The 18,099-nt window shown below is 59.5% G+C and carries 14 protein-coding genes; 5 read left to right on the top strand and 9 right to left on the bottom strand.

The features are described from left to right. Positions 1 to 12 precede the first annotated feature (12 nt). The 6 genes from cysG to AC1RT4_RS01625 all read right to left on the bottom strand — a co-directional run bounded on the left by cysG (position 13) and on the right by AC1RT4_RS01625 (position 7,531). Positions 13 to 1,407: a siroheme synthase CysG gene (cysG, locus tag AC1RT4_RS01650; protein ID WP_493083097.1), complete on the bottom strand. Its 1,395-nt coding sequence runs from the start codon at positions 1,405 to 1,407 to the stop codon at positions 13 to 15. Next, the gene (gene serS / locus AC1RT4_RS01645) at positions 1,408 to 2,688 is read right to left on the bottom strand and encodes a serine--tRNA ligase (protein WP_007958190.1); all 1,281 of its coding nucleotides are present in this window, start codon (positions 2,686 to 2,688) and stop codon (positions 1,408 to 1,410) included. A 15-nt stretch (positions 2,689 to 2,703) separates the two neighbouring features. Then, entirely contained in the window at positions 2,704 to 3,078 is a 375-nt protein-coding gene (gene crcB, locus AC1RT4_RS01640; RefSeq protein WP_007958188.1) for a fluoride efflux transporter CrcB, read from the bottom strand. Continuing rightward, positions 3,078 to 4,400: a replication-associated recombination protein A gene (locus AC1RT4_RS01635; RefSeq protein ID WP_064597723.1), complete on the bottom strand. Its 1,323-nt coding sequence runs from the start codon at positions 4,398 to 4,400 to the stop codon at positions 3,078 to 3,080. The genes crcB and AC1RT4_RS01635 overlap by 1 nt, the downstream gene beginning before the upstream one ends. A 24-nt stretch (positions 4,401 to 4,424) precedes the next feature. Then, the gene (gene lolA / locus AC1RT4_RS01630) at positions 4,425 to 5,045 is read right to left on the bottom strand and encodes an outer membrane lipoprotein periplasmic chaperone LolA (protein ID WP_007958184.1); all 621 of its coding nucleotides are present in this window, start codon (positions 5,043 to 5,045) and stop codon (positions 4,425 to 4,427) included. A gap of 77 nt (positions 5,046 to 5,122) precedes the next feature. Then, positions 5,123 to 7,531 (bottom strand): DNA translocase FtsK, encoded by a 2,409-nt coding sequence (locus AC1RT4_RS01625; RefSeq protein WP_045121862.1) that lies wholly within the window; start codon positions 7,529 to 7,531, stop codon positions 5,123 to 5,125. A gap of 522 nt (positions 7,532 to 8,053) precedes the next feature. Here AC1RT4_RS01625 and aat point away from each other — a divergent pair. The 3 genes from aat to infA all read left to right on the top strand — a co-directional run bounded on the left by aat (position 8,054) and on the right by infA (position 9,830). Next, complete coding sequence (gene aat, locus AC1RT4_RS01620; RefSeq protein ID WP_085602530.1) at positions 8,054 to 8,734, top strand: leucyl/phenylalanyl-tRNA--protein transferase; 681 nt, start codon at positions 8,054 to 8,056, stop codon at positions 8,732 to 8,734. Between the two features lie 58 nt (positions 8,735 to 8,792). Further along, positions 8,793 to 9,500, top strand: a complete 708-nt coding sequence (locus AC1RT4_RS01615) for an arginyltransferase (protein ID WP_007958178.1) — start codon at positions 8,793 to 8,795, stop codon at positions 9,498 to 9,500. 111 nt (positions 9,501 to 9,611) lie between these two features. Further along, positions 9,612 to 9,830, top strand: coding sequence for a translation initiation factor IF-1 (infA, locus tag AC1RT4_RS01610; RefSeq protein ID WP_002553999.1), 219 nt, complete (start codon positions 9,612 to 9,614; stop codon positions 9,828 to 9,830). A gap of 988 nt (positions 9,831 to 10,818) precedes the next feature. On the opposite strand, the gene clpA is transcribed toward infA, so the two are convergent. Further along, complete coding sequence (gene clpA / locus AC1RT4_RS01605; protein WP_007951436.1) at positions 10,819 to 13,089, bottom strand: ATP-dependent Clp protease ATP-binding subunit ClpA; 2,271 nt, start codon at positions 13,087 to 13,089, stop codon at positions 10,819 to 10,821. Between the two features lie 30 nt (positions 13,090 to 13,119). Next, positions 13,120 to 13,503 (bottom strand): ATP-dependent Clp protease adapter ClpS, encoded by a 384-nt coding sequence (clpS, locus tag AC1RT4_RS01600; protein ID WP_011334948.1) that lies wholly within the window; start codon positions 13,501 to 13,503, stop codon positions 13,120 to 13,122. A gap of 224 nt (positions 13,504 to 13,727) precedes the next feature. On the opposite strand from clpS, the gene AC1RT4_RS01595 reads away from it, so the two are divergent. Further along, positions 13,728 to 14,027, top strand: a complete 300-nt coding sequence (locus tag AC1RT4_RS01595; RefSeq protein WP_493083092.1) for a cold shock domain-containing protein — start codon at positions 13,728 to 13,730, stop codon at positions 14,025 to 14,027. Positions 14,028 to 14,105: 78 nt separating this feature from the next. On the opposite strand, the gene icd is transcribed toward AC1RT4_RS01595, so the two are convergent. Then, on the bottom strand, positions 14,106 to 15,362 hold the full coding sequence (gene icd, locus AC1RT4_RS01590; protein ID WP_007951441.1) for an NADP-dependent isocitrate dehydrogenase: 1,257 nt from the start codon (positions 15,360 to 15,362) through the stop codon (positions 14,106 to 14,108). Positions 15,363 to 15,843: 481 nt separating this feature from the next. On the opposite strand from icd, the gene AC1RT4_RS01585 reads away from it, so the two are divergent. Next, a complete protein-coding gene (locus AC1RT4_RS01585) occupies positions 15,844 to 18,069 on the top strand; it encodes an NADP-dependent isocitrate dehydrogenase (protein ID WP_493083089.1) in 2,226 nt (741 codons plus the stop codon). Positions 18,070 to 18,099 lie beyond the last annotated feature (30 nt).

The raw sequence follows: 18,099 nt of genomic DNA, 5'->3' as shown, positions 1-18,099 counted from the left end.
CCCTCAGAGTCGTCAGATTTGACCCTGAGCGCCTTCAAACCACGCCAGTTTCTCGCGCAGTTGCACCACTTCGCCGACGATCACCAGCGTCGGCGCATGCACTTCATGCTCCGCTACCAGACGCGGCAGGTCGGCCAGCGTGCCGGTGAAGACCCGCTGATTGACCGTGGTGCCCTGCTGGATCAGCGCGGCCGGCGTTTCGGCTGCGCGACCATGCTTGATCAACTGCTCGCAGATGATCGGCAGCCCCACCAGGCCCATGTAGAACACCAGCGTCTGAGCCGGCGCGACGAGGTCGGCCCACGGCAGATCGGTGGAACCGTCCTTCAGGTGCCCGGTGACGAAACGCACCGACTGCGCGTAATCGCGATGAGTCAGCGGAATCCCCGCATACGCCGCGCAACCGCTGGCCGCCGTGATGCCTGGCACCACCTGGAACGGGATGCCATGGGCCGCCAGTTCCTCGATCTCTTCGCCGCCACGGCCGAAGATGAACGGATCCCCGCCCTTCAACCGCACCACGCGCTTGCCAGCCTTGGCCAGATCCACCAGTTGCTGGTTGATCTGATCCTGCGGCACGGCATGATCGGCGCGACGCTTGCCGACGTAGACACGTTCGGCATCGCGACGGCACAGCTCAAGAATCGCCGGAGCCACCAAGCGGTCGTACAGCACCACGTCGGCTTGCTGCATCAGACGCAAGGCGCGGAAGGTCAGCAGATCCGGATCGCCCGGCCCTGCGCCCACCAGATACACCTCACCCGTGGTAACACTCGCTTCGCCGTCGATTTTCGCCTGCAACAGACGCTCGGCCTCGGCGCCCTGCCCAGCCAGCTGGCGGTCGGCGATCGGCCCCTGGAACACGTCTTCCCAAAAACCGCGACGTTGCTGCACATCGGGAAACAGGCCTTTGACCTGATCGCGAAACCGCGCAGCCAGACCGGCCAGATGGCCATATGTCGAAGGAATCCAGGTTTCGATCTTGGCGCGGATCAGCCGGGCCAGCACCGGCGCATCGCCGCCGCTGGAGACCGCGATGATCAGCGGTGAACGATCGACGATTGCCGGGAAAATCACGCTGCACAGCGCCGGCGCATCCACCACATTGACCGGCACGCAGCGCCGATGGGCATCGGCGGAAACTTGCGCATTCAACGCTTCGTCGTCGGTGGCGGCAATGATCAGCCCGCAACCGTCCAGATCCGTTTCGGCATAGCCACGCAGCAGGCATTCGCCACCGCTGGCGGCAACCAGTTCGCGCAGTTGCGATTCGATTTCAGGTGCGACCACCCGCAGCAGCGCACCGGCATCGGCCAGCAGGCGGGACTTGCGCAAGGCAATCTCCCCCCCACCGACGACCAACACACGACTGCCGCGCAGGTTGTGAAACAGCGGCAGATATTTCATTTAGCCGATGACCTCAAGGCCACCCATGTACGGCTTCAGCACGTCCGGCACACGGATCGAACCGTCGGCCTGCTGGTAGTTTTCCAGCACGGCAACCAGGGTACGTCCGACCGCCAGACCGGAACCGTTCAAGGTGTGCACCAGCTCAGGCTTGCCGGTTTCCGGGTTGCGGAAACGCGCCTGCATGCGGCGGGCCTGGAAGTCGCCGCAGTTGGAGCACGACGAGATTTCACGGTACTTGTCCTGGCTCGGAATCCACACTTCCAGGTCGTAAGTCTTGACCGCGCTGAAGCCCATGTCGCCAGTGCACAGCGCCAGGGTGCGGTAAGGCAGCTCCAGCAGTTGCAGGACTTTCTCGGCGTTGGCGGTCAGGCCTTCCAGCGCTTCCATCGACTTCGACGGCTCGACGATCTGGACCATCTCGACCTTGTCGAACTGGTGCTGACGGATCATGCCGCGAGTGTCACGACCCGACGCGCCGGCTTCGCTACGGAAGCACGGAGTGTGAGCGACGAACTTGATCGGCAGCTGTTTCGAATCGACGATTTCACCGGCCACGATGTTGGTCAGCGACACTTCGGCGGTCGGGATCAGGTACAGATCGGCTTCGCCTTCGCGAGCGATCTTGAACAGGTCTTCTTCGAACTTCGGCAGTTGACCGGTGCCTTGCAGCGCCGGGGCCTGAACCAGATAAGGCGTGTAAGCCTCTTCGTAGCCGTGCTCGGTGACGTGCAGGTTGATCATGAACTGCGCCAGTGCGCGGTGCAGACGGGCAATCGGGCCGCGCAGCAGGGCGAAACGTGCGCCGGACAGCTTGGCGGCGGTTTCGAAGTCGAGCCAGCCGAACTTCTCGCCCAGGGCCACGTGATCCTGAACCGGGAAGTCGAAAGCAGTCGGGGTGCCCCAGCGACGGACTTCGACGTTGCCGTCTTCGTCTTCGCCGACCGGCACCGATTCGTGCGGCAGGTTCGGAATGCCCAGCAGGATCGAATCCAGTTCGGTCTGGATCGCGTCCAGCTCGACTTTACCGGCACTCAGTTCGCCCGCCATGCGCTCGACGTCCGCCATCAGCGGCGCGATGTCTTCGCCGCGCTGCTTGGCCTGACCGATGGATTTGGAACGCGCGTTACGCTCAGCCTGCAGTGCTTCGGTGCGGGTCTGGACGGTCTTGCGCTGTTCTTCCAGCGCTTCGATGCGCGCGACATCCAGGGCAAAGCCACGGGAAGCCAGGCGGTCCGCTACGTCCTGGAGGTTGCTACGTAACAGTTTGGAATCGAGCATGTCGGTTTCTCGTTATCAAAGTTTGGTCAGGGACAGGCCGGCCCAGGTCGCGAGCAGCCCGCCGAATACGCTGATGGCCGCATAGCCCAGGGCCAGCGGCACTTGCCCGCTTTCCAGCAGGCGCACCGTATCCAGTGAAAAGGATGAAAAAGTCGTCAGCCCCCCGAGGAAGCCGACCATCAACCCGGCACGTACCTCGATCGGTACTTCCGGGCGTATCAAAAACAGGCCGTACAGCACGCCAATCAGCAGACAGCCCACGATATTAACGGCCAGCGTCGCGGTATAGAAGTGCCGCGGCCAATTGGCGTTGACCCAATTGCCGGTGGCGAAGCGCAACAAGGTGCCGGCAATCCCGCCGACGGAGACTGCAACGATCAATGGAACCACTATTTTCTCCGCTGCCGGGGGCTTAAACGATCAAGTTGGGCGAGGTGGTTGAGCTTTTCGCCGATCTTCAACTCCAGGCCACGGGGCACCGGTTGGTAGAACGGAATCGGGTCGAGTTCTTCCGGGAAATAGTCTTCGCCGGCCGCGTAGGCGTCCGGTTCGTCGTGGGCATAGCGATATTCGTCGCCATAACCCAATTGCTTCATCAATTTGGTCGGCGCATTGCGCAGGTGCAGCGGCACTTCCAGCGAGCCGTGTTCGGCGGCGGCGCGCAGCGCGGTCTTGAAGCCCATGTACACCGCGTTGCTTTTCGGCGCACAGGCCAGATAGGTGATGGCCTGTGCCACTGCCAACTCACCTTCCGGGCTGCCGAGACGTTCCTGCACTTCCCACGCGGCCAGGCACAGGCTCAGCGCGCGAGGATCGGCGTTGCCGATATCTTCGCTGGCCATGCGCACCACGCGTCGGGCCAGGTACAGCGGATCGCAGCCGCCGTCGATCATTCGCGCAAACCAGTACAGCGCGCCGTCCGGATTGGAACCGCGCACCGATTTGTGCAACGCAGAAATCTGGTCGTAGAACGCTTCGCCACCCTTGTCGAAACGCCGGCGAGTGTCGCCGAGCAGGCTTTGCAGCAGCTCGGTGCCCATCTCGCTGTGGTCTTCGGCCAGGTCCGAGGCGTTTTCCAGCAGGTTCAACAGGCGCCGGCCATCGCCATCGGCGGCGGACAGCAGCATCTGGAAGCCTTCATCGCTGAGGGTCAGGTGACGCTTGCCCAGACCCCGTTCTTCGGTGAGCGCGCGATGCACCAGTTTGCGCAACGCTGCTTCGTCGAGGCTCTTGAGCACGTAGACCCGCGCCCGCGACAGCAATGCATTGTTCAGTTCGAACGAAGGGTTTTCGGTGGTGGCGCCAATGAAGATCAGCGTGCCGTCTTCAACGTATGGCAGGAAGGCGTCCTGTTGAGACTTGTTGAAGCGGTGCACTTCATCGACAAACAGGATCGTGCGCTTGCCGTACTGGCCGGCCTGCTGCTTGGCAATTTCCACCGCCTGACGGATCTCCTTGACCCCGGCCAGCACCGCCGAGACCGTTTCGAAATGCGCATCCGAGACTTCCGCCAGCAACCGCGCCAGCGTGGTCTTGCCCACGCCCGGCGGGCCCCAGAAGATCATCGAATGCAGGGCACCCTGCTCCAGCGCTTCGCGCAATGGTTTGCCGCGAGCGAGCACGTGTTCCTGACCGACGTACTCGTCCAGATTGGTCGCCCGTAAACGGGCGGCCAGTGGCTGGGCAATCGGTGCACTGCGAAACAGATCCATCACGTACCGTTGAAACCTCTGTGTTTATTCCTGGATCACGTCGGCACCCTTCGGGATGTCGAACTTGAACTTCGATGCCGGGACCGCTTCGTTGGCCTTCACACCGGTAAACAGGATGTTGGTGCGCTGGCCGACGCTGTCGATCAGTTGCATGTCATTGACCAGACCGTTGCGGAACGACAGACGCAGGCTGTCGAACAGGGTGTCCTTGGTTTTCGGCTTCAGGGTGAAGTCGATCACGCCGCCGGCCTCTTTGGCGCTGATGTCGAAGCTCTGGCTGATCTTCGATACGTCGCCGGACAGCAACAGGGCTGGAGTCTGGGTCAGACGTTCATCGAGTTTTTTGATAGTGGCCTGTTCCAGATCAGGGTCCCACAGGGTGACCTTCTTGCCGTCGGACACCATGGTCTGCTCGGCTGGCGCATTGGTGTGCCAGTAGAACAGGCCCGGACGCTGCAGGGTCATGTCGCCGGTGGTTTCCTGCAACTGGGTGCCACTGCCGTCGAGGGTCAGTTGGGAGAAATTGGCGGTCAGGGTCTTGGATGTTTCGAGCAATTGGGTCAGGCGAGCCACATCCTTGTCATCGGCGTGAGCCGTGAGGGTGGTCAGAGCCAGTACCGGCAGCAACATGCGGATAAGACGCATGGGAGTCCTCTTGAATACTCGTGGGAAGTGGACGGCGCTTCATGCACCGTCCATTGCATTTGGATCAGGGTATCGAATCAGTCGCGTACCGGGCCAGGGGCCAGGACTTCGCGGGAACCGTTGGTGTTCATCGACGTCACGACCCCGGCCATTTCCATGGCTTCGATCATGCGCGCGGCACGGTTGTAGCCGATCTTCAGCTTGCGCTGTACAGCGGAGATGGAGGCGCGACGGCTTTCCAGTACGAACTGCACGGCTTCGTCGTACAGCGCGTCGGCTTCGGGATCGTCACCGTCGCCACCGCCGCTGCTGCCTTCGAAACCACTGCCCGCCTCTTCGACACCGTTGAGGATGTCGTCGTTGTATTCCGGCGCGCCGCGCAGTTTCCAGGCTTCAACCACCCGGTGAACTTCATCGTCGGATACGAAGGCGCCGTGAACCCGGATCGGCAGGCTGGTGCCCGGCGGCATGTAGAGCATGTCACCGTGGCCGAGCAGTTGCTCGGCGCCGCCCTGGTCGATGATGGTCCGGGAGTCGATCTTGCTCGATACCTGGAACGCCATCCGCGTCGGGATGTTGGCCTTGATCAGACCGGTGATCACGTCCACCGATGGTCGTTGCGTCGCAAGAATCAGGTGGATACCGGCCGCACGCGCCTTCTGGGCGATACGGGCGATCAGTTCTTCCACCTTCTTGCCGACGATCATCATCATGTCGGCGAATTCGTCCACGACCACGACGATGGTCGGCAGCTTCTGCAGCAGCGGCGCTTCGTCGTGGATGCTTTCGCGCTTGTACAGCGGATCGCTCAGCGGCTCGCCGGCGTCCTGGGCTTCCTTGACCTTGGCGTTGAAGCCGGACAGGTTTCGCACGCCCATCTTCGCCATCAGCTTGTAGCGACGCTCCATCTCGGCCACGCTCCAGCGCAGGGCGTTGGCGGCGTCCTTCATGTCGGTCACGACCGGGCACAGCAGGTGCGGAATGCCTTCGTAGATCGACAGCTCGAGCATTTTCGGGTCGATCATGATCAGTTTGGCGTCGTCCGGACCGGACTTGAACAGGATCGACAGGATCATCGCGTTCACGCCCACCGACTTACCGGAACCGGTGGTACCGGCCACCAGCAGGTGAGGCATTTTCGCCAGGTCAGTGATGACCGGCTTGCCGCCGATGTCGTGGCCCAGGGCCAGGGTGACCGGCGATTTGAAGTTGTCGTACTCAGGCGTCGACAGCACTTCAGAGAAGCGCACGATCTGCCGGTCTTCGTTGGGAATTTCGATACCGACCGTGGTCTTGCCCGGAATCACCTCGACGACACGAACACTGGTCACGGCCAGCGAACGTGCAAGGTCTTTCGCCAGGTTGGCGATACGGCTGACCTTCACGCCCGCAGCAGGCTGGATTTCGTAACGGGTAATGACCGGGCCGGGATGGATCGAATCAACGGTGACTTCAACGCCGAATTCCTTGAGCTTGATCTCCAGCAAGTGGCCGACCGCCGCCAGGGATTCAGGCGAATAATTGAGTTGTTTCTTTTCCGCAGGATCGAGAATCGAGATCGGCGGCAAGGTGCCTTCCACGGCGCTGTCGACGAACAACGGCACCTGCTTCTCTTTCTGTACGCGCTTGCTTGGCTCCGGCGCCTTGACCGGGGCCGGCGCGATGACCGGCGGCACCTGTTTCTCGCGCTCGGACATGTGCTTGCTCAGAGCCTGCTCGCGCTCGATCAGACGCTCCTTGACCTTGGCCTGCTCGCGCTTGTCGGTCACCGTCGGTGCAACCACGTCGTGCACGCGATCATCGACTTCACGCAGTTGCGCGACCAGTTGCTTGCGCTCGGTACGCGCCGACCACCAGCGGTTGACCGCGCCCTGGAACAGTTCGAACAGGTCGAGGGTGATCTTGCCGGTGATGTCCATCACCTTGAACCACGACAGGTCGGTGAACACCGTCAGGCCGAACAGAAACAGTGCGATGAACAGCAACGTGCTGCCCTGAATGTTCAAGGCATTACGGGCCAGATCACCAAGGCTTTCGCCCAGCGCACCACCGGCGCCAGCAGGCAAACCAGTGGCTGCATGAAAATGGATGTGCGCCAGCGCAGCGCCGGACAACACCAGGAACACCAGGCCGATCAGGCGCCAGGAAAACAGCCAGCCGCTCCACTGCCACGGTTCGTGACGCTGACGGAAGATCTGATACGCCTTGATCGCCAGCAGCAACGGGAAGATGTAGGCGAAGTAACCCAGCACCATGAACAGGATGTCGGCGCTGTAGGAACCGGCCGGGCCGCCGAAGTTCTGCACGTCGTCGATCTTGCTGTTGTGGCTCCAGCCCGGATCGTCCTTGCCGTAGGTCAGCAACGCCATCATCAGGAACAGGCACAAGGCGCCGATGGCGATCAATGCACCTTCCTTGAGCCGGTAGTGCAACTGTTGACGCCAGAGCGGAACGACTGTTTTTGGTGCTTCCGTGGATTTCTTCAAAACGCTTCTTTTCCTGCGCCAGAGGCGCGTCCATCTATTGAATGACGATAAAAAACTGCCCAATCCAGGCAGGTAAAAAAATTGACGGGCGCAACGGAGACTACTTTTAACACTGCGCCCCGCCTTTTATAAACACGGCACGCGGCGAATATTGTGTAACAGCCCGGCATTGTACGGGTTTGCGCGTTCGATGCCATGCTTCCAGGCCCCAGGCTCAAGCATAGCCAAACGCAAAGCTCCCGGCGTTCAATTTGAGCATGCATTACCTTTTGTGACAAAGGCTTATGAGGTGTATTTGATGAACGTAGCGAAGCATTCGCGCCTCATCTCCCCTGAGTGCCACACATTGGCATCGGCAACCTTGCCCGCAGCGGTGCGACGCCCGATTACGACCGCATCCGGATGCTCAAGTTGCAGCGGCAAAAACGCAGCACCGCAATGGAGGACATTCGCGTCATTTCCCGGCACACTTTAGCGCGGGCCCAGCGCCCACCGCCCTCCCCTTCTGCAAGCCTGGACGCCATGCTGACTTGGTTACAACGCAATTCACTGACCTTCCCGCCACTGGAAAAGGCCATGCGCGATCCCAACGGATTGCTGGCGGCCGGTGGCGACCTGTCCGCCGATCGCTTGATCCAGGCCTATCGCCATGGCTGCTTTCCATGGTTTTCCGAAGGTCAGCCGATTCTCTGGTGGTCGCCGGATCCGCGCACCGTGCTTTTTCCCGACGAACTGCACGTCTCGCGCAGCCTCGGCAAATTGATGCGCAAACAGCGTTATCAAGTGACCTTCGATCAGGATTTCGACGCCGTGATCCACGCCTGCGCCGCTCCCCGGGAATACGCCGATGGCACCTGGATCACCGAAGCGATGCAGGACGCTTATATCGAACTGCATCGACGCGGCTTTGCCCATTCGGTGGAGGTCTGGGATGAAGGCGAACTGGTCGGCGGCCTGTACGGCCTGGCGATGGGGCAACTGTTCTTCGGCGAATCGATGTTCAGCCGCGCGGACAATGCCTCCAAGTACGGCTTTGCCACGCTGGTGCAACATCTGAAAGAAGCGGGTTTCGTATTGATTGACTGCCAGATGCCTACCGATCATCTGCACAGCCTTGGCGCCCGGGCGATTTCCCGCTCTGCATTCGCTGAATATCTGGCCCGACACCTCGATCAACCCCATCACGCGACCTGGGTTTGCTGAGCGACTTTTGCGCGCGTGGCTTACACTTAATTCACCAGCTTACCCTTGAGGGTTGATCATGACCGAGTTGGCGCGGTTGAAGTTTTATGCCACTCAGCCTCACTCTTGCAGTTATCTGCCCGAGGAACAGGCCACGACCCTGTTTCTCGATCCGAGCCAGCCCATGGATGTGCATGTCTACGCAGACCTGTCAGAAATGGGCTTTCGTCGCAGCGGCGATCACCTGTACCGCCCGCATTGCCAGAACTGCAATGCCTGCGTGCCTGCGCGCATTCCGGTGGCGCAGTTCAACCCCAACCGGCAGCAGAAACGCATCTTCAAGCGCAACATCGATTTGCAGGTGCGCCCGGTGAAGCCGGCGTTCAGCGAAGAGTACTTCGACCTCTATCAGCGCTACATCGAACAGCGCCATGCCGACGGCGACATGTACCCGCCGAGCCGCGATCAATTCTCGACCTTTCTGGTACGCGACCTGCCCTTCTCTCGGTTCTACGAGTTCCGGCTCGACGGACGGTTACTGGCGGTCGCCGTCACCGATCTGCTGCCCAACGGCCTGTCGGCGGTCTACACCTTTTACGAACCACAGGAAGAACGCCGCAGCCTCGGGCGCTACGCTATCCTCTGGCAAATCGCCGAAGCCCAGCGGCTGGGGCTTGAGGCGGTGTACCTGGGTTACTGGATCAAAAACTGCAAAAAGATGAACTACAAGACCCAATATCGGCCTATCGAACTGCTGATCAATCAGCGCTGGGTCATCCTGAACTAAACGCAAACCCTAAACCCTTGGCGTAAACCCCATTTTTCGGGCACAATGCACGCCGCTTTTGCCTGGCGCAGTTGCACCGGGCCATTCATTGGATACCGAGGGCTTTACTGCATGTCGAAAGAAGACAGCTTCGAAATGGAAGGCACTGTCGTCGACACCCTGCCCAACACCATGTTTCGTGTGGAGTTGGAAAATGGGCACGTCGTAACCGCGCATATTTCCGGCAAGATGCGCAAGAACTACATTCGTATTCTTACCGGTGACAAAGTGCGCGTCGAGCTGACGCCCTATGACTTGAGCAAAGGGCGTATTACTTACCGCGCTCGCTAATCAAGTCAATACAAGACGCCCGGCTTAATGCCGGGCGTTTTTGTTTGTCTGGGTTTTGGGTTTGCGCTTGAGTTTTGAGTGTATATCCGATGCTTCGGGAGCTGCCGCTGGCGGTTTCGCTCTTACAGCGAGTCACTTTTGACAAACGCCTCAAAAGTAACCAAAAAGTCTACGCCCCGGCGTACGGCACTTCGCTTAGGCTCAGTGTTCCCTCGCTACGGTGTCCATCAGGGGGCATCGCCTACGGTTTGCTTCGCTGCACCTCCTCTCGATGTATGCGGCTTCGCCGCACGGCGCTGCGCGCCTACCCCCTGATGGACACCTCCGCTCGGCCTGCCGAAGGGACTTGAGATCAAAAGCAGATCAAGAGCCAGAGCCAGAGCCAGATCAAAAGCCAGATCAAAAGCCCTCCCTCACCCTAGCCCTCTCCCGGAGGGAGAGGGAACCGACCGAGTTGTTTGGGAGAGGTTCGCCGACGTGAGATACCGCGTTGAACTCAGGCTTTGAAAAGCACAAAAATCGGCCCCCTCTCCTCGGGGAGAGGGCTGGGGTGAGGGGTAAACCCACCACAAAACCAAAGCCGAACACGCCCTGCTCCCCCCCACTCAAAACGATGAGCGTTAGCTCAAGTACCGCTTTTGATCGCAGGGCCCGTCGGCAGGCTGAGTGGAGGGATTGATCCGGGGGTGGGAGCGCAGCGACCGTTTGGCGAAGCCAAACACATCGAGAGGAGGTGCAGCGAAGCAAACCGTAGGCGATGCCCCCGGATCAATCCCGGAGCGAAGGAACCCGAGCCACAGCGAGGGCCGTACGTCAGGGTTAGAGACCTTTTGGTTACTTTTGGGGCGTTTGCCAAAAGTGACCCGCCGTAAGGGCGGAACCCCAAGAAGCCGTTACCGCAACAACGGATATGCCCCCAAACCAAAAACCGCAGACAGCAAAAAGGCGCCCAAAAGGCGCCTTTCGCTTTACAACAGACCAACAACCATCAAGCCATTTCCGCAGTGGTCTCGAAGTCAAACGTCAACTCACCATCCTTGATGTCGATGTGAACCACACCGCCATGCTCGGCCAGCTCGCCAAACAGAATCTCCTCCGCCAGCGGACGCTTGATCTTGTCCTGGATCAGACGCGCCATCGGACGAGCGCCCATGGCCGAATCGTAACCACCGGCCGCCAGCCAGCTGCGCGCCGCGTCGGTAACTTCCAGAAGCACCCGCTTGTCTTCCAGCTGCGCCTGAAGTTCGGTAAGGAACTTGTCCACCACGCTTTTGATGACCTCATGACTGAGGCGACCAAACTGAATGATGGTATCCAGACGGTTGCGGAATTCCGGCGTGAAGCTCTTCTTGATCACTTCCATCGCATCGGACGAGTGGTCCTGATGGGTGAAACCGATCGAAGCACGTGCCGCCGTTTCAGCACCGGCGTTGGTAGTCATAATCACGATCACGTTGCGGAAGTCCGCCTTGCGCCCGTTGTTGTCGGTCAGCGTGCCGTGGTCCATCACCTGCAGCAGCAGGTTGAAGACTTCCGGATGCGCCTTCTCGATTTCATCGAGCAGCAATACGCAATGCGGTTGCTTGGTGATCGCTTCGGTCAACAGACCGCCCTGGTCGAAACCGACATAACCCGGAGGCGCACCGATCAGACGCGATACGGTGTGGCGCTCCATGTACTCGGACATGTCGAAGCGCACCAGTTCGATCCCCAGCGCCTTGGCCAATTGACGCGCGGCTTCGGTTTTACCGACACCGGTAGGCCCTGCGAACAGGAACGAACCGACAGGTTTGTCAGGCGACTTGAGACCGGCACGGGACAGTTTGATCGCAGTCGACAGCGAATCGATCGCCGCGTCCTGACCGAACACCGTCAGCTTCAGGTCACGCTCGAGGTTACGCAGCAGTTCCTTGTCGGAGCTGGTGACGTGCTTCGGTGGAATCCGCGCGATTTTCGCGACGATATCCTCGACCTCAGGCACTTCGATGCGTTTCACACGTTTCTCGACCGGTTGCAGACGCTGATAGGCGCCCGCCTCGTCGATCACGTCGATGGCCTTGTCCGGCATGTGCCGGTCATTGATGTAGCGCGAAGCCAGTTCCGCAGCAGCGCGCAGCGACTCATCACTGTATTCGATGTTGTGGTGCTGTTCGAAGCGACCTTTCAGACCACGCAGGATACCGATGGTGTCTTCCACCGACGGCTCGACGACATCGACCTTCTGGAAGCGACGCGCCAGGGCACGGTCTTTTTCGAAGATGCCACGGAATTCCTGGAACGTGGTCGAGCCGATGCAGCGAATGTCGCCAGACGACAGCAGCGGTTTGAGCAGGTTCGAGGCATCCATGACACCACCGGACGCAGCACCCGCACCAATGATGGTGTGGATCTCGTCGATGAACAGGATCGCCTGCGGACGTTTTTTCAGTTCATTGAGCAACGCCTTGAAGCGCTTCTCGAAATCACCGCGATACTTGGTGCCCGCGAGCAGAGCGCCCAGATCGAGGGAGTAAACGACGCTGTTGGCCAGCAGGTCCGGCACCTGGTTGTCGACAATGCGCTTGGCCAGGCCTTCGGCAATCGCGGTTTTACCCACGCCAGCCTCGCCCACAAGCAGCGGGTTGTTCTTGCGACGGCGCGCGAGAATCTGCGCGACACGCTCGACTTCCGTTTCACGCCCGACCAGCGGATCGATCCGGCCCTGGCGTGCGAGTTCGTTGAGGTTGCTGGCATAAGCGTCCAGCGGATTGCCTGAAGAAGAAGACTCACCGCCCTCGTCGTCCTGCATATCTTGTTCACCTTCAGAGTGATCGCCATGCCCCGGCACTTTGGAAATGCCGTGGGCGATATAGTTGACGACATCAATGCGTGCAACGCTCTGCTGTTTCAGCAGGAACACCGCCTGACTCTCTTGCTCACTGAAGATTGCAACCAGCACGTTGGCGCCGGTCACTTCGCGTTTGCCCGAGCTCTGCACATGAAAGACAGCACGTTGCAGCACACGCTGGAAGCCCAGGGTTGGCTGGGTTTCGCGATCCTCGTCATGGACGGGGATCAGTGGCGTGGTGGAGTCGATGAACTCCTGCAGGTCGTGCTTGAGTTTGTCGAGGTTTGCGCCGCAGGCACGCAATACGGTGGCGGCAGCCTCATTGTCCAATAGGGCCAGCAGCAGGTGTTCGACGGTCATGAATTCATGACGTTTCGAACGTGCCTCCTTGAAGGCAAGATTGAGGGTGACTTCGAGCTCGCGGTTTAACATAGCTTCACCTCATACCCAAGTGGTCGGCGATTAACCGTCCTTCTCGATTTCACAGAGTAGCGGATGCTGGCTTTCCCTGGCGTACTGGTTGACCTGCATGGCCTTTGTCTCGGCGATGTCGCGGGTAAACACTCCACATACTGCCCGCCCTTCTGTATGGACGGCCAGCATGACCTTGGTCGCCAGCTCGCGATTCAGGTTAAAAAACACCTCGAGCACTTCGACGACGAAATCCATCGGTGTGTAGTCATCATTAAACAAAACCACCTTGTACATCGGCGGCGCCTGTAACGCAGGCTTTGCTTCCTGAACAGCAACGCCTGCCGAATCGTCGTCGTGCTCCTGTGGAAGATCCTTTTGGAGAAGCGGGCGATCCTGATTGAATGTTAGTCGAATCTGGCTGATTGCATGCATGGAAAGAAAGGTTCGTCAGTTGTGCAAATACAGTGGTGGGGGCGGCTTGACACGTTTTCAACTCCGACTGCCCGGTCACCTTGACTATCGGGAAAACGGTGTTACAACCAATAGAACCCACAGTGGGGAAAAAAGATCCGCGGAGTCAATCTTTTTAACGGATTCGACTGCGGATGAATTGGATGATACTCCAGCGATGGAGACTGTTGCAGAGGGATTTGAGCATGGCTGTCGGCAAGGTGAAATGGTTCAACAATGCCAAGGGGTTCGGTTTCATAAACACCGACTCCCGCGAGGGTAAGGACGAGGACGGCAAGGATATCGATTTCTTTGCCCACTATTCCGCCATTGAAATGGACGGATACAAAACCCTCAAAGCCGGGCAAATCGTCAAATTCGAGATCGTGCAAGGGCCCAAAGGCCTGCATGCCACAAAAATTCAGAATGTCGAGATCACGAAAGATCCAGTCTCGACCGCAGCCGCAGCCGCAGCCGCAGCTCAGAATCGCAAGGTCACCAGCTGACGCCAATAAATCGCCTGCCAGAAACAAACCGCCCGGCTCGATCACTCGAGCCGGGCGGTTTCGTTGCAGCTGGCTTTCTTACATGTGCTTGATCAGCGCTTCACCGAAGCCCGAAGAAGACACCAGCGTGGCGCCTTCCATCAGACGTTCGAAGTCGTAGGTCACTGTCTTGGCCTTGATGGCGCCATTGGTGCCCTTGATGATCAGGTCGGCCGCCTCGGTCCAGCCCAGGTGGCGCAGCATCATCTCCGCCGACAGGATCACCGAACCCGGGTTGACCTGGTCTTTGCCGGCATATTTCGGCGCGGTACCGTGGGTCGCCTCGAACATGGCCACGGTGTCGGACAGGTTGGCACCTGGCGCGATACCGATACCGCCCACTTCCGCCGCCAGGGCGTCGGACAGGTAGTCACCGTTGAGGTTGAGGGTGGCGATCACATCGTACTCGGCCGGACGCAACAGGATCTGCTGGAGCATGGCGTCGGCAATGGCGTCCTTGACGACGACTTCGCGGCCGGTTTTCGGGTTCTTGAATTTCATCCATGGGCCGCCATCGAGCAGCTCGGCGCCGAATTCTTCCTTCGCCACCTCGTAGCCCCAGTCCTTGAAGGCACCTTCGGTGAATTTCATGATGTTGCCCTTGTGCACGATGGTCAGCGACTTGCGATCGTTGTCCACCACGTATTGCAGGGCCTTGCGCACCAGACGCTTGGTGCCTTCTTTGGAAACAGGCTTGATGCCGATGCCGCAATCCTGGTCGAAACGGATCTTGGTGACGCCCATTTCTTCTTTCAGGAATTTGATGACCTTGGTGGCCTCAGGGGAGCCGGCCTTCCATTCGATACCGGCATAAATATCTTCGGAGTTCTCCCGGAAGATCACCATGTCGACGTCGCCAGGCTTTTTCACCGGGCTCGGCACGCCTTCGAACCACACCACAGGGCGCAGGCAGACATAGAGATCGAGCTGTTGACGCAGGGCCACGTTGAGGGAACGGATGCCGCCTCCGACCGGGGTGGTCAGCGGGCCTTTGATGGAGACCACGTAATCCTTGACCGCGTCCAGGGTTTCCTGGGGCAGCCAGGTGTCCTGGTCATAAACCTGAGTTGCTTTTTCGCCAGCATAAACCTCCATCCAGGAAATCTTGCGCTTGCCCCCGTAGGCTTTTTCTACGGCAGCATCAACCACTTTGATCATCACAGGGCTGACGTCGACGCCAATGCCGTCACCTTCGATGAAGGGAATGATCGGGTTATCAGGGACATTGAGAGAATGGTCTGCGTTGACGGTGATTTTGTCGCCGACGGCTGGAACCTGAATCTTCTTGTAACCCATGCTGAACTCCATTGTTTGGATTGAACATCTGGCTTGGTTCGAGCGTAACCCAGTTGAATCAACACGCAAACCCTCTGTTCCGGGCGCGACCACATCTCGTTTCGTACAAGCCTGAAAGCAAAGGGAAAAGCGCCAATCTCAAGCATTCACGGCGACTCTACGCCCCACCCCGCCCTGCGACCTTTAGACCAATGGACGAGAATCGTTGCATATGAACCATCGGCAGATTGCCAGCTACCTATGTATAATGCCGCCCGCTGACCAAAGGGTCACGACGGCTGGCCTCTCTAGCACGAGACTTTCCGCCTGATTGGTCGGGTTGTTACCGCAGTCCGACTGCTTGACGCTCTACTGATGCACCCAACATCACCGCGAAGATTCTCGACATTCGGTTCATGGATGACTTTGAACGAACGCGCTTACCCGGCGCCCCTCGAGTTTCTGCGCACGCTTTAGCAAAGAAGAGAGAGTTAATCCGAATATGCCCACCCGCTCGAAGATCATCTATACCTTCACCGACGAAGCTCCAGCCCTCGCCACCTATTCCCTGCTGCCGATCATCGAGGCTTACACCGCCTCGGCCGATATCGCCGTGGAAACCCGCGATATCTCTCTTGCAGCACGTATTCTGGCCAGCTTCCCCGAGCAACTGGGCGACAAAGCCGTAGCCGACCACCTCGCCGAACTGGGCGACCTGGCCGTTACGCCTGAAGCCAACATCATCAAGCTGCCGAACATCAGCGCCTCGGTTCCGCAACTGCAAGCCGCGATCAAAGAACTGCAAGCCCAGGGCTACAACCTGCCGGACTACCCGGAAACCGTGACCAGCGACGCCGACAAAGATGCCAAGGCGCGTTACGACAAGGTCAAGGGCAGCGCCGTGAACCCGGTTCTGCGTGAAGGCAACTCCGACCGTCGCGCTCCGCTGTCGGTCAAGAACTACGCTCGCAAGCACCCGCACAAAATGGGCGCCTGGGCCAAGGACTCCAAGTCCCACGTCGCTCACATGAGCACCGGCGATTTCTACGGCAGCGAAAAAGCTGCCCTGATCGACGCCGCTGACGCCGTGAAGATCGAGCTGATCGCCAAAGACGGCACCGCCACCGTCCTGAAAGAAAAAACCACCGTTCAGGCGGGCGAGATCCTCGACTGCTCCGTGATGAGCAAAAAGGCCCTGCGTGCGTTCATCGCCGCTGAAATCGACAGCGCCAAGCAACAAGGCGTGCTGCTGTCGGTTCACCTGAAAGCCACCATGATGAAGGTCTCCGACCCGATCATGTTCGGCCAGATCGTTGCCGAGTTCTATAAAGACGCCCTGACCAAGCACGCCGACGTGCTGGCCGAGATCGGCTTCAACCTGAACAACGGCATCGGCGACCTGTACGCCCGCATCAAATCCCTGCCGGCCGAGCAGCAAGCCCAGATCGAAGCTGACGTGCAAGCGGTCTACGCCGTTCGTCCGTCGCTGGCGATGGTCAACTCCGACAAAGGCATCACCAACCTGCACGTGCCGAGCGACGTTATCGTCGACGCCTCGATGCCGGCCATGATCCGTGACTCCGGCAAGATGTGGGGCACCGACGGCCAACTGCACGACACCAAGGCCGTGATCCCGGATCGCTGCTACGCCACCATCTACCAGGCCGTGATCGAAGATTGCAAAGCCAATGGCGCTTTCGATCCGACCACCATGGGCAGCGTGCCAAACGTTGGCCTGATGGCTAAAAAGGCTGAAGAATACGGCTCCCACGACAAGACCTTCCAAATCAAGGCCGACGGCGTGGTTCGCGTGACCGACAGCAAAGGCACCCTGCTGATGGAACAGGCTGTTGAAGCCGGCGACATCTTCCGCATGTGCCAAACCAAAGACGCGCCAATCCAGGACTGGGTCAAACTGGCCGTCAACCGCGCTCGCGCAAGCAGCACCCCGGCCATCTTCTGGCTGGACCCGATGCGCGCCCACGACGGCGTAGTGATCGAAAAGGTTCAGGCTTACCTGAAGGATCACGACACCGCCGGTCTGGACATCCAGATCATGGCGCCGGTCGATGCCATGAAATACACCCTGCAGCGCACCCGCGAAGGCAAGGACACCATTTCGGTGACCGGCAACGTACTGCGCGACTACCTGACCGACCTGTTCCCGATCATGGAACTGGGCACCAGCGCCAAGATGCTGTCGATCGTGCCGCTGATGAACGGCGGTGGCCTGTTCGAAACCGGCGCCGGCGGTTCGGCTCCGAAGCACGTGCAGCAACTGGTCGAAGAGAACTTCCTGCGCTGGGATTCGCTGGGTGAATTCCTGGCCCTGGCCGCTTCTCTCGAGCACCTGGGTGTGAACTACAACAACCCGAAAGCGCTGGTACTGTCGAAGACCCTGGACCAGGCCACTGGCCAGTTCCTCGACAACAACAAGTCGCCATCGCGCAAAGTCGGCAACATCGACAACCGCGGCAGCCACTTCTACCTGGCAATGTACTGGGCACAAGCCCTGGCCGCTCAGACCGAAGACACTGCACTGCAAGCGCAGTTCGCGACTCTGGCCAAGACCCTGACCGAGAACGAAGCGACCATCGTTGCCGAGCTCAACGCCGTTCAAGGCAAGCCAGTGGACATCGGCGGTTACTACCACGCCAATGCCGAGCTGATCAGCAAGGCCATGCGCCCAAGCGCAACCCTCAACGCGGCCATCGCTGCGCTGGTATAAGGTTGTAGCGCTGTAAACAAACCCCGGCCC

Source organism: Pseudomonas sp. GW821-FHT11D10, from assembly GCF_058808435.1.
The sequence above is the reverse complement of the archived record's forward strand: the minus strand, read 5'-3'. Positions and strand labels throughout refer to the sequence as shown.

Bases quoted from the DNA above. Each gene is read 5' to 3' on its own strand.
- clpA (WP_007951436.1), bottom strand. From the start codon at position 13,089: ATGTTAAACCGCGAGCTCGAAGTCACCCTCAATCTTGCCTTCAAGGAG.
- cysG (WP_493083097.1), bottom strand. From the start codon at position 1,407: ATGAAATATCTGCCGCTGTTTCACAACCTGCGCGGCAGTCGTGTGTTG.
- serS (WP_007958190.1), bottom strand. From the start codon at position 2,688: ATGCTCGATTCCAAACTGTTACGTAGCAACCTCCAGGACGTAGCGGAC.
- lolA (WP_007958184.1), bottom strand. From the start codon at position 5,045: ATGCGTCTTATCCGCATGTTGCTGCCGGTACTGGCTCTGACCACCCTC.
- aat (WP_085602530.1), top strand. From the start codon at position 8,054: ATGCTGACTTGGTTACAACGCAATTCACTGACCTTCCCGCCACTGGAA.
- clpS (WP_011334948.1), bottom strand. From the start codon at position 13,503: ATGCATGCAATCAGCCAGATTCGACTAACATTCAATCAGGATCGCCCG.
- AC1RT4_RS01635 (WP_064597723.1), bottom strand. From the start codon at position 4,400: ATGGATCTGTTTCGCAGTGCACCGATTGCCCAGCCACTGGCCGCCCGT.
- AC1RT4_RS01595 (WP_493083092.1), top strand. From the start codon at position 13,728: ATGGCTGTCGGCAAGGTGAAATGGTTCAACAATGCCAAGGGGTTCGGT.
- AC1RT4_RS01585 (WP_493083089.1), top strand. From the start codon at position 15,844: ATGCCCACCCGCTCGAAGATCATCTATACCTTCACCGACGAAGCTCCA.
- AC1RT4_RS01615 (WP_007958178.1), top strand. From the start codon at position 8,793: ATGACCGAGTTGGCGCGGTTGAAGTTTTATGCCACTCAGCCTCACTCT.
- infA (WP_002553999.1), top strand. From the start codon at position 9,612: ATGTCGAAAGAAGACAGCTTCGAAATGGAAGGCACTGTCGTCGACACC.
- icd (WP_007951441.1), bottom strand. From the start codon at position 15,362: ATGGGTTACAAGAAGATTCAGGTTCCAGCCGTCGGCGACAAAATCACC.